The organism is Pseudomonas sp. B21-028, from assembly GCF_024749045.1.
Classification (GTDB): domain Bacteria; phylum Pseudomonadota; class Gammaproteobacteria; order Pseudomonadales; family Pseudomonadaceae; genus Aquipseudomonas.
On record NZ_CP087184.1, the window covers coordinates 4,434,752 to 4,449,304 of the forward strand.

Below are 14,553 nucleotides of genomic sequence, written 5' to 3' on the forward strand. Positions count from 1 at the left end.
CACATTAACCGTACAAGCCACTCGTCAGAAACAAGCAGCCACGCAAAATCCGTCCACCCTGCGTGCGGATCTGTTAAAACGCATCTTTCTGTCTAGAGTAGCGAGTCGCGTCGATGCTTTCATCCTTGCTCCCCCGTCGGCGCCGCTGGCTCGCCTATTTGTGCATGGCTGCGATGGTGGTCGGGTTGCCGGTGGGCTGCGCTGTGTTGCAGCACAAGGAACGCGAGCTGGTGTTTCGCATCGAGCCAGGGACGGCGAGCTGGTTCAGCGGCCTTCCGAGTAGCGTGCAGGAGTTCGACCTCAAGCCCAAAAGCTTCAAGGCCGGGGAAAATATCCATGGCTGGTGGTGGCCGGCCGAACGCAAGAATGCCCCGGCGATCCTTTACCTGCACGGGGTGCGCTGGAACCTGACTGGCCAGTTGTTTCGCATCCAGCAGTTGCACGCCCTGGGCTTTTCAGTGCTGGCGATCGATTACCGTGGCTTTGGCAAGAGCCATGGCGACCTGCCGTCCGAAGCCAGCGTTTATGAGGATGCGCGATTCGCCTGGGAACGACTTGAAGTGTTGCAACCGGACCCGGCCTTGCGGCTGATCTACGGTCACTCCCTGGGCGGCGCCGTCGCGGTGGACCTCGCTGCCGAACTCGGTCAGAAGGCTGCGAAAGACGGTAGCGTCGTGCCGGCCCGAGGCCTGGTCATCGAATCCACTTTTACCTCGCTGGGCGACGTGGCGACCGCCATGGCGAATACCTCCCTGCCCGTGCGCTGGCTGCTGTCGCAGAAGTTCGACTCCATCGACAAGATCCCCGAGATCAACATGCCGCTGCTGGTGGTACATGGCGCGGCGGACAACTACGTTCCGCCGCGGTTCAGCGAACAACTGTTCAAGGCGGCCCATCAGCCGAAGCACCTGCTGCTGGTACCTGGTGGGACGCACATCAACAGCATGAAACTGGCCGGCAAGAACTATCGGCAGGCGCTGGATACCCTGATGAAAGCCACGCCCACCCCAGTGGCCGGGGGTCCCAAGACAAGTAAGGTCAAGGCAGGCTGACAATTTTTCAGCGACCTGACAGTGGAGCGAGCTTGCTCGCGATGGCGGTGGGGTCTGGCTGGTGTCATCGCGAGCAGGCTCGCTCCCACAGGGTTCGGTGGTGTTTCCAGGTATAAAAAAACGGCACCTTTCGGTGCCGTTCATTTATTGCAGGGTGCTTACTTGCGGGCTGCTTCCCACGATTTCAGCAGTTCGTTGTAGTTAACCGTTTCGCCTTTTGGCTTCTCGTTCGCCAGTTTCGGCTTCGGTGCGCCCGGTTGGTCGAACCAGTACTGCGCATCGCGTTCCGGGTTCATTTTCGGCGCGCAAGTGGCCTGGGCCTTGGAGCGTTCCAGACGGGTCATGATCGCGTCCTGATCCTTGGCCAAGCCGTCGAGTGCCTGTTGCGGAGTTTTCTCGCCGCTGGCAGCTTCGGCGATGTGGCTCCACCACAGCTGAGCGAGACGCGGATAGTCCGGCACGTTGGTCCCGGTCGGGGTCCATTGCACGCGGGCCGGGCTGCGGTAGAACTCCACCAGGCCACCCAGCTTCGGTGCCAGGTCGGTCAACGCCTGGGAGTTGATGTCCGACTCGCGAATCGGCGTCAGGCCAACGATGGTTTTCTTCAGCGACACGGTTTTCGATGTCACGAACTGGGCATAGAGCCAGGCCGCAAGCTTCTGCTTCTCCGGCGTGGATTTCATGAAGGTCCATGAACCCACGTCCTGATACCCCAGCTTCATGCCCTCTTCCCAGTACGGACCACGCGGCGAAGGCGCCATCCGCCATTTCGGCGTGCCATCGGCGTTTACCACCGGCAGGCCCGGCTTGGTCATGTCGGCGGTGAAGGCGGTGTACCAGAAAATCTGCTGAGCGATGTTGCCTTGGGCCGGCACCGGGCCGGACTCGGAGAAGGTCATGCCCGCCGCTTCCGGTGGCGCGTACTTCTTCATCCAGTCCACATATTTGGTGGTGGCGAACACGGCCGCGGGACCGTTGGTGTCGCCGCCACGGGTCACGCTGGAACCGACCGGATGGCAGTCCTCGACGCGGATACCCCACTCGTCCACCGGCAAACCGTTAGGCAGGCCTTTGTCGCCGCCACCGGCCATGGAGAACCAGGCATCGGTGAAACGCCAGCCCAGGGACGGGTCTTTCTTGCCGTAGTCCATGTGGCCGTAGACGCGCTTGCCGTCGATCTCCTTGACGTCCTCGGAGAAGAACTTGGCGATGTCTTCATAGGCCGACCAGTTCACCGGTACACCCAGCTCGTAGCCGTACTTCTCCTTGAACTTGGCCTTCAGGTCCGGACGCTCGAACCAGTCGGCGCGGAACCAGTAGAGGTTGGCGAATTGCTGGTCGGGCAGTTGATAGAGCTTGCCGTCCGGCGCGGTGGTGAAGGAGGTGCCGATGAAATCCTTGAGGTCCAGGGTCGGCGAAGTGAAATTCTTGCCTTCGTTGGCCATCAGATCGGTGATCGCTTCGGTCTTGCCGTAGCGAAAGTGCGTACCGATCAGGTCCGAGTCGTTGACCCAGCCGTCATAGATATTCTTGTCCGATTGCATCTGGGTCTGCAGCTTCTCCACCACGTCGCCTTCCTGAAGCAGGTCGTGGGTCAGCTGGATGCCGGTGATTTCGCTGAAGGCCTTGGCCAGCACCTTGGATTCATATTCGTGGGTGGCGATGGTTTCCGACACCACGTTGATTTTCATCCCGCGAAACGGCTCGGACGCCTTGATGAACCACTTGAGTTCTTCAAGCTGCTGCTCGGCTGTCAGGGTTGACGGCTTGAATTCACTGCCGATCCATTTTTTAGCGGCGTCTTCATAGGCGTCGGCCCAGGCCACAGCGCTCAACCCGCTGAGTGCCAGTGCGGCTGCCAATGAAACGCTATGTCGCAGCTTATTGTTTTTATTGAACATAGAGACCTCCTGTTTGGGTTTAAGAGCCTGATCGTCGAACCTTCGACGTGACCTGTACGGCCACTAGCCCCACCGCATCACTGCCAACAGCCACACCAAAGACAACGCGAACGCTATCCAGATGCTCCAGTCGGTCACGCCGATCACCAGCAGATGCAGGTAGGCGCTACCGAGAAGACCGATAAACAACCGATCGCCACGGGTGGTAGCAATCGGCAGGAAACCGCGCCGAGGGATACTCGGCGAACGCAGTTCCCAGGTGGTCATGCCCACAAGCAGCAAGGCGATGACCCCAAAAAAAGCCGCCGTAGGGACGGTCCAGTTCATCCATTCCATCATCGACTCCTCAGACCCGACCCAGGGCAAAGCCCTTGGCCACGTGGTTGCGAACGAACCAGATCACCAGCATGCCCGGCAGGATGGTCAACACCCCCGCCGCCGCCAGCACCCCCCAGTCGATACCCGAGGCCGACACGGTGCGGGTCATGACCGCAGCGATCGGCTTGGCATTCACCGAAGTGAGCGTGCGGGCCAGCAACAGTTCGACCCAGGAAAACATGAAGCAGAAGAACGCCGTCACGCCGATGCCGGAGCCAATCAACGGGATGAAGATCTTGGCGAAGAACTTGGGGAAACTGTAGCCGTCAATGTAGGCGGTCTCGTCAATTTCTTTTGGCACCCCGGACATGAAGCCTTCGAGGATCCACACCGCCAACGGCACGTTGAACAGGCAGTGGGCCAGCGCCACGGCGATATGGGTGTCGAACAGCCCGATGGACGAATACAGCTGGAAGAACGGCAACAGGAACACCGCCGGTGGCGCCATGCGGTTGGTCAGCAGCCAGAAGAACAGGTGCTTGTCCCCCAGGAACCGGTAACGCGAGAACGCATAAGCCGCCGGCAGCGCCACGCCCAGGGAAATCAGCGTGTTCAGGCTCACGTAGTAGAGCGAGTTCAGATAGCCGGTGTACCAGCTCGGGTCGGTGAAGATCACCTTGTAGTTGTGAAAAGTGAAATCCTGGGGCCAGAGGGTCAGGCTGCCGAGGATTTCAGTGTTGCTTTTGAACGACATGTTCAGCAGCCAGTAGATGGGCACCAGCAGGAACAGGATGTAGAGCAGCAACGGGATCAGCTTTTTATTGCTCATCGTGCGGGCCTCAACGGTTGGCGTCGGAGTGAGTCATGGCGGTGTAGAACAGCCACGACACCAACAGAATGATCAGGAAGTACACCAGGGAAAACGCTGCCGCCGGGCCCAGGTCGAATTGACCGATGGCCATCTGCGTCAGGGTCTGGCTCAGGAACGTGGTGGCGTTACCCGGCCCGCCGCCGGTGAGCACGAACGGTTCGGTGTAAATCATGAAACTGTCCATGAAGCGCAGCATCACCGCGATCAGCAGCACGCTCTTCATCTTCGGCAACTGAATGTGCCGGAACACCGCCCAGTTGGACGCCCGATCAATCCGCGCCGCCTGGTAATACACATCCGGAATCGCCCGCAACCCGGAGTAGCACAGCAGCGCCACCAGCGAAGTCCAGTGCCAGACGTCCATCACCAGCACCGTCACCCAGGCGTCCATGGTATTGGCCGCATAGTTGTAGTTGATGCCCAGGGCGTTGAGGGTCGAACCGAGCAGGCCGATATCGGCGCGGCCGAAAATCTGCCAGATGGTGCCGACCACGTTCCATGGGATCAGCAGCGGGATCGCCAGGATGATCAACACCAGGGATGACCATTTGCCCTTGGTCGGCATGGTCAGGGCGATGGCGATCCCCAGGGGGATTTCGATCAGCAGCACGCATGCCGAATAGATGAACTGGCGCAGCAACGAGTCATGCAGCCGTGGGTCCAGCAGCACCTGCTTGTACCAGTCGGCACCGACGAAGTAGCGGCTGGACTGGTCGAAGATGTCCTGCACCGAATAGTTGACCACGGTCATCATCGGGATCACCGCACTGAAGGCCACCAGCAGGAACACCGGCAACACCAGCCACCAGGCCTTGTTGTTCTGCACCTTGTTCATGGCTGCACCTCGTTCGACGATTCCAGCAAATATTCATTGGCGTACACCATCAGCCATTGGGCCGGGAAGCTGATATACGCCGTGCCTTCCGGCACCGGTTTGTCTTCGGCCAGGCGCACCTTGAGCGGCGCGCCGTCGAGGTTGAGGGTCAGGATCTTGTAGGTGCCCAGGTCTTCGACGTGGGTCACCTCGGCGCGCATCGCGTCGTCGTAGGGGCCATCCCAGACATGGACGAATTCGGGGCGGATACCGACTTTCAGGGTCTTGCCTTCAGCCTCGGCCACGCGCTTTTGCAGGGTTTCGGACAATGGCAGGTGGGTCGAGCCGAAACCGACGCCGCCCGGTTGCGCGGTGACCTCGATCAGGTTCATCCCGGGGCTGCCGATGAAGTAACCGACAAAGGTGTGGCTCGGGCGCTCGAACAAGTCCCGGGGCGTGCCGAATTGCACGATCTGGCCGCCGTACATCACTGCGATCTTATCGGCGAAGGTGGAAGCTTCCAACTGGTCGTGGGTCACGTAGACCATGGTGATGTTGAACTGCTCGTGGATCTGCTTGAGCTTGCGCCGCAACTTCCATTTCAGGTGCGGGTCGATCACCGTCAGCGGTTCGTCGAAGAGGATCGCCGACACGTCGTCGCGTACCAGTCCACGGCCCATGGAGACTTTCTGTTTCTCATCGGCGGTGAGATTGCGAGCCTTTTTGTCCAGCAGGTTCTGAAGGTCGAGGACTTCGGCGATTTCCTGCACTTTGGTATGGACTTTCGCTTCGGCCATACCCTGGTTGCGCAGCGGGAACGCCAGGTTGTCGAACACCGTCATGGTGTCGTAGACCACCGGGAACTGGAACACTTGGGCGATGTTGCGCCGCTCCGGGCTCAGGTCGTTGACGACCTTGTTGTCGAACTTCACCTGGCCCTCGGAAGGGCTGAGCAATCCTGAAATGATGTTGAGCAAGGTGGATTTACCGCACCCCGAAGGCCCAAGCAACGCATAGGCGCCGCCCTGCTCCCAGACGTGGTTCATCTCGCGGATCGCGTAATCCTCGGGGCCCGCCGGGGTGCTGGTGTAGCTGTGGGCGAGGTTCTGCAAATGAATTTCAGCCATCAGGCAACCCTCGCAATACGCTGGCCCGGGGCCTGAACCAACTTGCCCTGGGCGTCGAAGACAAACAGTTTGTGGGTCGGGATGTAGATGCGGATCGGCGCATCGACGTCGTACTCATGCACGCCGGGCAGGTGCAGCACCAACAGGAAATGTTCGTTGCGCACGTGCAGGAAGGTCTCCGAGCCACTGATCTCGGCCACCTCGACGGTCACCGCCAGTTCCAGGTCGTCGTCGTTGCTCGGCACCAGGGAAATATGGCTGGGGCGCACGCCAAAGCGGAATTCGCCCTCGCCCACCGGGCGCAGATCGACGTTCAGCGGGAAATGCACGAAATTGGCGAAGCTCACTTCATTACCGGCAATGCGTCCCGGCATGAGGTTGATGGGCGGCTCGGAAAACAGCTCGGCGGCCAGCACGGTTTGTGGCTGGTGATAGACCGAGGCCGCCTTGCCGCTCTGGATCACCCGGCCTTCGTGAAGAATAGTGGTGGTGCCGCCCAGGGCCAACGCTTCGTTGGGCTCGGTGGTGGCATAGACGGCGATGGTGTGGCGGGCCTGGAACAGTTCGCGCATTTCCTGGCGAAGCTCTTCACGCAGTTTGTAGTCCAGGTTCACCAGCGGCTCGTCGAACAGGATCAGCTCCGCATCCTTGACCAGCGCGCGGGCCATGGCGGTACGCTGCTGCTGGCCGCCGGAGAGTTCCAGTGGATGGCGCTTCAAGAACTTTTCGATCCGCAGCATCTTCGCGGTTTCCAGCACCTTGCTCTGGATCACCTCGTTGGACACACCGGCCTGGCGCAAGGGCGAGGCGATGTTTTCGAAAACGGTCATGGTCGGGTAGTTGATGAACTGCTGATAGACCATCGACACGTTACGCAACCGAACCGGACGATTCGTCACGTCAACGCCGTTCATCAGGATGCGACCGCTGTCAGGCTTGTCCAGGCCGGCCATCAGGCGCATGAGACTGGTCTTGCCGGACAATGTGCGGCCCAACAGAACGTTGAAGGATCCGGGTTCGAAATTCAGGTTGGCATCGTCGATCCAGGACTGGCCCTCGACGGTGCGACAAATGTGCTCAAGCGTTAATGACATGGCTCGGCCTTTTTATTTTTTGGAGTCAAGCGACCGAAGGTTAAAAGCGAAAGCCGTGCCAGAAATTTCAACACCCTGAATTTATTGGGTTTTATGGATTTTTTCAGGAGAAATACGTTCGCCGATGAACACAAGTGAACAGACATGACTGAACAACTGAACAATTCGCTGGTTGACAATGAACAATTATGAACAACAATGAATGAAGGTTTTTTGAGGCTTAACTGTCTTCCTGTGGGAGCGAGCCTGCTCGCGATAGCGTCGGATCAGCCGCACCCATATTGCCGATAGACCGCTATCGCGAGCAGGCTCGCTCCCACAGGATTTGCGTTCTACCTGGCAATCGGGCTTGCCCCAGCACAAGGAGTCTGTGCGAAACTCACCACAACAATAAAAAACAGCTTCTGCGAGAGTGCCCCATGGCCGCACCAGCTCCTGCCTTGTCCCACGACGCCATCATCCAGGCTTCCTGGTCCCGCTGCCGTGCCTTTGGCCTGAATCACCAGAGCGCGCCGACCTTCGACCCGTTGCCCGCCGAAGGCATTGCCCAGTTGCTGGAAAGCCAGCATTCCCTGGTGCAGACCACCCACCAGGAAGTCCTGCCTTACTATGAGAACATCCTCAGCAATTCCAATTGCCTGATCATGCTGGCCGACAACCAGGGACAGGTGCTGACCTCCTGGGGCACCCAGCGCTTCATCGAGCCAAAACTGGCCCACGGCTTCAGCGCCGGGGCGAGCTGGATGGAGCGTTGCACCGGCACCAATGCCATCGGCACCGCGCTGGCCTGCGAACAGGCCGTGCACATTGAACACGATGAACACTTCCTCAAGGCCAACCGCTTCATGACCGGCTCCGCCGCGCCGATCTTCGATGCCGAGCGCAAGGTCATCGCCGTGCTGGACGTGTCCAGCGACAGCTACCTGCCGCCCTCCCATACCCTGGGCATGGTCAAGATGATGAGCCAGACCGTGGAGAACCGGCTGATCCTCAACCTGTTCCGCGGTGAACACTTCCAGCTCATCTTCAACACCGGCTTGAACAACCTCGACAGCCAATGGGCCGGCCTGCTGATTTTCGATGAGAGCGGCCAGGTCCTCTCCGCCAACCGTCGGGCCGATAACCTGCTGGGCCTGAGCCTGTCGCGGGTGAGCATCGAAAGCCTGTTCAAGGTCTCGTTGCTGGACCTGCTGAACCAGCCCGACGGCCTGCCGTTTTCCCTGCAAGCAGCCGGGCGCAATCGTTTCCAGTGCATGCTCAAGCGCCCGAACCAGATCTCGATCAAGCCACGCATCTTCACCGAACCGGTGCCGGCGCCCTCATCTGCTCCTGCTCCCGCTCCCGCCAGCCACGTCATCAGCCTCAATACCCTGCACTTTGGTGACAGCCGCGTGGAAAAAGCCGTGCGCCAGGCCGAACGCTTGCTGGAAAAAGACATTCCGCTGCTGATCCACGGCGAAACCGGCGTCGGCAAGGAAGTGTTCGTCAAGGCTTTGCACCAGGCCAGCTCCCGTTGCCAGCAGCCATTCATTGCGGTCAACTGCGCGGCCATCCCGGCCGAGCTGGTGGAATCGGAATTGTTCGGTTACGAAAAAGGCGCCTTCACCGGCGCCAACCAGAAGGGCAGCATCGGCCTGATCCGCAAGGCCGACCGTGGCACACTGTTCCTCGACGAGATCGGCGACATGCCCCTGCCGACCCAGGCCCGCTTGCTGCGGGTACTGCAGGAGCGTTGCGTGCAACCGGTGGGCAGCGCCGAGCTGTTCCCGGTGGACATCCGCATCATCTCCGCCACCAACCGCTCGCTGCGCGAACAAGTGCAACTGGGCCGTTTCCGCGAAGACCTGTACTACCGCATCGGCGGCCTGACCCTGGAACTGCCGCCCCTGCGCGAACGCAGCGACAAGCAGGCGCTGTTCAAACGTCTCTGGGAACATCATCGCGAGCCGACCCAATGGGCTGGCTTGAGCCGCGAGGTACAGGAATTGTTCGAGCGTCATCCGTGGCCGGGCAATCTGCGACAAGTCAGCAGCGTGCTGCAAGTGGCCTTGGCGATGGCGGAGGAACAGCCGATCCGCCCTGAACACCTGCCGGATGATTTCTTCGTGGACCTGGAGATGGACCCGGTGGACGCACCGGAGCCACTGTCGGTGGACCTGAACGACGCCGAAGACTTGAACCGCCAATTGCAGGCGGTCGGCGGAAACATCTCGCACTTGGCGCGCCGGCTCGGGGTCAGCCGTAATACCTTGTATAAACGCCTGCGGCAGCTTGAAAACTGAGGGAGCAGCAGCCTGCCAACAGGCTGCTACGCCGGGTTCAGCCGAGCCTCAATCAAACGCACCGTTCAGCACTTCGTAGATGATGCCACTGGCGATCGCCACCAGGATCAAGTCAGTGCCCACCTGCCGCCACTCGTAGCCATCGTAGTGCGGCAAGCGTCCCAACAGACGCCCGTCCAGCTTCTTGGCAATACCCGGCGGCATCGGTTTGCCCCGGGCAAGGTTTTTCTGGATGCCCGGTGGCAGCGCCGGGCCGGGGCTCCAATAGTCGCGGTAACCACCGATCACACCGATGATGCCGCCCCGGTCGATGCTCGGGCCGTTGTGCCAGTCGCCGCCACCGCCACCGCCGTGAGCGTTGCCCTTGCCACCCTGGTTACCATAGTTGCCTTGACCGCCCTTGTTGCCTTGTCCTCCTTTGCCCTGCCCGTGACCTGGCACCTGGTCGAACTGAGCGTTTCCCTTGCCGTTCCCCGGATCCGCGACGACAATTTCAGGCCCCGCCACCAAGGCGAAGCATGTAACCACTGCTATCAACGAGCGAGACTTGAGCATGATGGTTCTCACTAAAAAGGGAAGGTCCCTGCACATATGGACGCTTAGGATGATATTAGTTCCACATCACGTCCCCCGCCGCTGAGGCCTGCAACGAACGCCAAAGGAGCTCCATGCGCAAGGATTACCTGGCTTTCTTCGTTTCATTATTCCTCTCCCGGCTGGCCGATCAGATCTTGCTGTTTATCGTCCCGTTGATTGTGTTCCAGACCACCAACAGCGTCTCCTGGGCGGGCTTGGCTTTCTTTGTCGAATCCCTGCCGCGCTATTTGTCGTTCCCGATCTGCGGCGCGTTGTGCGACAAGTTCTCGCCCGTCCGCATCCTGCACATCAGCCAGGTCTACCGTGCCGTGGCGTGCCTCGCTGCCATAACGCTCTACGGGATCTTTGGCGGCCTCTACTGGATCATCGCTCTCTCGGCCGTGTGCGGCGTGCTGACCACCCAGGGCATCATGGCCCGAGAAGTGGTGATGCCTTACATCTTCAAGCACTACACCTATGCCAAGACCCTGTCCTACTCGCAGATCGCCGACCAGGGCGGGCTGGTATTGGGCCCGCTGCTCGCCGCGCTGATACTTGAGGTGTGGGCATGGCATTGGGTGGTACTGGCAATTTCCGCGCTGTTCCTGCTGGCGGACCTGGCCATGCGCTACTGGCAGAGCACCAGTTCAGTCACCCTGGAAACGTTCGAGCAACATCACGACCTGTGGCTGAACCCGCTACGCATCGCTTTCAGCCATATCCGCAACCTGGCGGAACTGAAGAAGATCATCAGCCTGGCGGTCGGCGTCAATCTGATCATTGGCGTCACGCTCGCCACTTCGGCGGCCATGGTCATTGGCCAATACAGCGCCGGCAAGGACTACTACGCCGGGTTGCAGGCGGCCGGTGCCGTGACCACCATCGGCATCCTGTTCCTCCTGGCACGGGTCACACTGCCCTTGAAGTGGCTGGGCATCCTGTCGTACATGCTGATCGCCACAGGCGCCTTCATCACCGCCCTCAGCCCGAACGCCTGGGGTTATGTGGTGGGTTTTCTGCTGGTCGTCGGCTTCGACAAAATGTTCAACGTCTACATGCGCAGCATCCGCCAGCAAGTCATCCCGCCCCAGGATTTCGGCAAGACCGTCGGCATCATCACGTTGCTCAACAACCTGTCACAACCGCTGGCGGGCCTGCTGGTCGCGCTGCTGGCGGCGCCGATCGGATTGCAAAAGGTGATTCTGCTGCTGGCGTTGGCGGCTGGACTGATCGGCCTCGGGGTGGTAGTGGCCTATCGGACCCCGAGTCCTCGATCAACGCTCCGTGGCGCGGATACCGAATGAAATCGCGCAACCGATGCTGACCTCGCGCTAAGCCCGTCGCTGCACGCTTACTGACTTATTGTTGAGGCATGGTTGAGGCATTACAGGTGTACGAATCCATTCGTCGCCTGCCAGACGTGGCCAACCTTGCCCGGCCACGTCTGGCTCAGGGTTTGCAGCAATCGCGGTAGCAGCCAGGACGACGATATCCTGGCGCTGCGACAACCCAATCACGCTTGGTCAGCCACCGGAGATGTACCGTGTCAACTCTCAATGAAATCGCAGCGAACCACGCGAGAATGGCAAAGGCAAAGGAAGATGAATCGAAACGGCTGAGTGAGTTTCATGCGCAGGTGCTGGGTGGTTTTGAACTGCCGTCTGTTGATGCGACGCAGGAGTCGTCCTTGTTCTTCATGGCTCCCGTTCTGGAGCATTCGTTCGTGGAAGGCACTGGCTGCACGATCTGATTTCTCACTCCGGTGTCGAGGGGACCGGAGAAGCACATTCTGGAAACACGTGTACAGGACTTATGAACTGCATAAGTCCTTCCATTACCACTCATCAGATACATAGCGCGACCTGTCAACTCTGACAGTAGCCATGAATCGGATCGAGGCATGAAATGACGCCAGTACCCCAAATGGAGATACAGGCGTGGACACCGACAACAGTAAAACTACAAACGCAGCCTCACCCCGGGCAGGCGAACTTGATCCCGAATTCAATAATGGTCAGATCTTCATTCTTTCCGGAACAGACGCCACCGATGTCGCAATTGGTCCAGGGAACAAGCTGTATATCGTGGGTGGCACTGCACTCAACTTCAGTAGTCAGTACATGATTACCGCACTCAATCCTGACGGTACTCCCGATCAGACCTTCAATAACGGCCGCCCCGTTACGAACTCATTCGTACCTGACTTACCAAGCTTGGCAGATCAGGTTCACTTATTACCAGATGGAAAAATCCTCATCCTTGGAAGAGTAATAATTCCACCTGATTTTATGGTTAGCAATTTCGCACTGGCCCGTTACCTGCCAGACGGCACCCCGGATCTTTCATTCGGCGTCAACGGTCACTCGGTTCCGCTTCATGAAGATTTCGATAATCTAAGCGTGAGCAGCTACAACTTTGCAGCCGACTCCCCTGCCCCAAAGTATCTTGAGTCTGGGCAAACTTCGTTATTTCTGCATGGCGGGCGCACGTACATTTCGGGATTTACTGTGAGAGAGGGCAAAGCCTTGACGCTGCTCATGTGTCTGGATGACTTGGGCAATCTCGTACAGGACTTTGGCAACAAGGGAGGAAGTATCATTGAGCATCCCAAGCCGTACCCCGATACCCATAGTGTGAATGCACGAAGCATGTTGGTCACCGATCGCCATATCTATCTGGGAGGTCATATACAGTACAACCAAAAGAATTACATGGCATGGGTCAGAGTACATTTGAGCGGGCAGCTCGATTTGAGCTTTGGCGCAGGTGGCTTTGTCTTTGATTTCGGCGATAAAGGCAGAGGAACTTTCAACTCCATCGCATTCAGAAACGACCTCACGCTTGTCGGAGTCGGCAGCGGTAGGAGCGCCGCCACTCGGCGTACGATTCATGGAATGCTGGCAAGCATCGACAAGGAAGGCAACGCAGATCCGAGTTTCAATTATGGCGAGCCCATCCTCAGTATCATGAATGATAGCTCTCGATGGCACGACTGTGCGGTTCAACCGGACGGGCGCATTGTGACCTGTGGCAGCTCCGGGAAAAATGAAGAGCTCCTGATCGTTGGCCGTTATCAGCCCGATGGGACGTTCGACGTCAGCTTCGGCAAAAACCATGGCTGGACCGAATATCCCATGAAAGACGAAATGTTTCTGTCAGCACTGACGGTACAGCAGGACCATGCCATCGTCGTAGTCGGTCGGTTTGCTGAGAACCGCCGGGTATTCCCTTTCGTATTGCGACTGAAAGGGTAAGGCATGGAGAAAAAGCAGTTATTCCCTCGGGAAATCATGAAGAGCTCACGATCAGGGGCTTTCCCCCCATGAAATCATAGGCATCAAAGGTGCCTCACCACAGCAGCTGCCAGTATGCCCGCCGCAATCGCCGGCAACGGTTTCTTCAGGACCAGCATGACAACTGCCGTGGTGAGCAACGCCAGGCGTGCGCCGTCGTCCCCCTTGACCGCCATCGGTGCCAGGACCGCCACCAATACCGAGCCCGACATGGCGGTGATGAACTGCTGTACCCGATAGTTGATCGGCACGAACGACATCACGAAGACCCCGCCCCACCGAGTCGCCAATGTCACGAGCGCCATGATCAGGATGATCACCAGCGTGCCGTACCCCGCCGTCGCGATATTCATTGTTTTTCCTCCATCCATAACGCGCCCAGCAGCCCACCCGCCAACGCCCCCACGACGACATGACTGTTGGCCGGTAAGTACCAGTAAGCCATCAGCGAAGAGCAGGCCGCGACGGTCCAGATGATGAACATGCGCAAGTTCTTCTTGCCGCCGACCACCATCGCCAACAGAAAACACCCCATCACCATGTCGAGTCCGAAACTGACGGGATTCTGGATGGCGCTGCCGAAATGCAGGCCCAGCCAACTGCCCAGGATCCAGGCGGCCCACAGCGCAATGCCGCCCCCGAACAACAACCCGAACCCCGGTTTGCCGCGGTTGAACGCTTGCATCGCCATGGCCCAGTTGGCGTCCGAGACCACCAGCATCACACCGTAGCGCTTGGCCACCGGCAGCTCCCGCAGCCACGGATAGAGCGTCGCGCCCATCAACAGGTGGCGGGCGTTGATGGCGAACACAGTGATGATCAACGGCACCACAGGGACCTGTTCACCCCACAGGTCCAGCGCGGCAAATTGTGAAGCGCCGGCAAACACCAGCGTACTCATGAGTACGGCCGAGGTATCACTCAAGCCCGTTTGCGCAGCGGCCAGGCCGAACGCGACCCCGAACACCACGACGAACAGAGAGATCGGCATCAACAGTTTGAAGCCGTCGTAGATGTACTCGCGCTTCAACTCATGCAGAGGGGGTTCAACGTTTGACAAGACAGCGCCTCGTTCAAGGATCGGCTTAGAAGGGGCAAGTATGCGAGCCGCAGACAACTTCCGAAAAGCACATAATTCGAACAGGCCCTATTCGATAACCTCATGCCTCAGTGAATGCGTTCATATTGACAGAGGCTTATCCGGATTCCCGGACTCCAGCGTACT

At 59.0% G+C, this 14,553-nt stretch carries 14 protein-coding genes; 5 read left to right on the forward strand and 9 right to left on the reverse strand.

Translation table 11 applies throughout. The features are described from left to right. The first annotated feature begins 113 nt into the window (after window positions 1-113). Window positions 114-1,052, forward strand: coding sequence for an alpha/beta hydrolase (locus LOY35_RS18755; RefSeq protein ID WP_258625614.1), 939 nt, complete (start codon window positions 114-116; stop codon window positions 1,050-1,052). Window positions 1,053-1,210: 158 nt separating this feature from the next. Here LOY35_RS18755 and LOY35_RS18760 read toward each other — a convergent pair whose 3' ends face one another. The 6 genes from LOY35_RS18760 to LOY35_RS18785 all read right to left on the reverse strand — a co-directional run bounded on the left by LOY35_RS18760 (window position 1,211) and on the right by LOY35_RS18785 (window position 7,177). Continuing rightward, on the reverse strand, window positions 1,211-2,953 hold the full coding sequence (locus LOY35_RS18760) for an ABC transporter substrate-binding protein (RefSeq protein WP_258625615.1): 1,743 nt from the start codon (window positions 2,951-2,953) through the stop codon (window positions 1,211-1,213). A 63-nt stretch (window positions 2,954-3,016) separates the two neighbouring features. Then, entirely contained in the window at window positions 3,017-3,289 is a 273-nt protein-coding gene (locus LOY35_RS18765) for a DUF2160 domain-containing protein (RefSeq protein WP_186707524.1), read from the reverse strand. A 10-nt stretch (window positions 3,290-3,299) separates the two neighbouring features. Further along, the gene (locus LOY35_RS18770) at window positions 3,300-4,100 is read right to left on the reverse strand and encodes a carbohydrate ABC transporter permease (protein WP_258625616.1); all 801 of its coding nucleotides are present in this window, start codon (window positions 4,098-4,100) and stop codon (window positions 3,300-3,302) included. A gap of 10 nt (window positions 4,101-4,110) precedes the next feature. Then, window positions 4,111-4,977 (reverse strand): carbohydrate ABC transporter permease, encoded by an 867-nt coding sequence (locus LOY35_RS18775; RefSeq protein ID WP_258625617.1) that lies wholly within the window; start codon window positions 4,975-4,977, stop codon window positions 4,111-4,113. Next, the gene (locus LOY35_RS18780; RefSeq protein ID WP_258625618.1) at window positions 4,974-6,083 is read right to left on the reverse strand and encodes an ABC transporter ATP-binding protein; all 1,110 of its coding nucleotides are present in this window, start codon (window positions 6,081-6,083) and stop codon (window positions 4,974-4,976) included. The genes LOY35_RS18775 and LOY35_RS18780 overlap by 4 nt, the downstream gene beginning before the upstream one ends. Continuing rightward, complete coding sequence (locus LOY35_RS18785; RefSeq protein ID WP_258625619.1) at window positions 6,083-7,177, reverse strand: ABC transporter ATP-binding protein; 1,095 nt, start codon at window positions 7,175-7,177, stop codon at window positions 6,083-6,085. The genes LOY35_RS18780 and LOY35_RS18785 overlap by 1 nt, the downstream gene beginning before the upstream one ends. 419 nt (window positions 7,178-7,596) lie before the next feature. Here LOY35_RS18785 and LOY35_RS18790 point away from each other — a divergent pair, with 419 nt between their 5' ends. Next, window positions 7,597-9,459 (forward strand): sigma-54-dependent Fis family transcriptional regulator, encoded by a 1,863-nt coding sequence (locus LOY35_RS18790; protein ID WP_258625620.1) that lies wholly within the window; start codon window positions 7,597-7,599, stop codon window positions 9,457-9,459. Between the two features lie 48 nt (window positions 9,460-9,507). Here LOY35_RS18790 and LOY35_RS18795 read toward each other — a convergent pair whose 3' ends face one another. Next, on the reverse strand, window positions 9,508-10,014 hold the full coding sequence (locus LOY35_RS18795; protein ID WP_258625622.1) for an RcnB family protein: 507 nt from the start codon (window positions 10,012-10,014) through the stop codon (window positions 9,508-9,510). Between the two features lie 113 nt (window positions 10,015-10,127). Between LOY35_RS18795 and LOY35_RS18800 the strand changes: the two genes are divergently transcribed. The 3 genes from LOY35_RS18800 (at window position 10,128) to LOY35_RS18810 (ending at window position 13,289) form a co-directional block, all read left to right on the forward strand. Continuing rightward, the gene (locus LOY35_RS18800) at window positions 10,128-11,339 is read left to right on the forward strand and encodes an MFS transporter (RefSeq protein ID WP_258625624.1); all 1,212 of its coding nucleotides are present in this window, start codon (window positions 10,128-10,130) and stop codon (window positions 11,337-11,339) included. Between the two features lie 239 nt (window positions 11,340-11,578). Further along, window positions 11,579-11,785, forward strand: a complete 207-nt coding sequence (locus LOY35_RS18805) for a hypothetical protein (RefSeq protein ID WP_258625625.1) — start codon at window positions 11,579-11,581, stop codon at window positions 11,783-11,785. 187 nt (window positions 11,786-11,972) lie between these two features. Then, on the forward strand, window positions 11,973-13,289 hold the full coding sequence (locus LOY35_RS18810; RefSeq protein ID WP_258625627.1) for a delta-60 repeat domain-containing protein: 1,317 nt from the start codon (window positions 11,973-11,975) through the stop codon (window positions 13,287-13,289). A gap of 83 nt (window positions 13,290-13,372) precedes the next feature. Here the strand turns inward: LOY35_RS18810 and LOY35_RS18815 are convergent, their stop codons facing one another. Continuing rightward, window positions 13,373-13,681 carry an AzlD family protein gene (locus LOY35_RS18815; RefSeq protein WP_258625628.1) on the reverse strand — a complete coding sequence of 103 codons (309 nt, stop codon included), beginning with the start codon at window positions 13,679-13,681 and terminating at the stop codon, window positions 13,373-13,375. After that, window positions 13,678-14,388, reverse strand: a complete 711-nt coding sequence (locus LOY35_RS18820) for an AzlC family ABC transporter permease (RefSeq protein ID WP_258625629.1) — start codon at window positions 14,386-14,388, stop codon at window positions 13,678-13,680. The genes LOY35_RS18815 and LOY35_RS18820 overlap by 4 nt, the downstream gene beginning before the upstream one ends. Window positions 14,389-14,553: the final 165 nt, after the last annotated feature.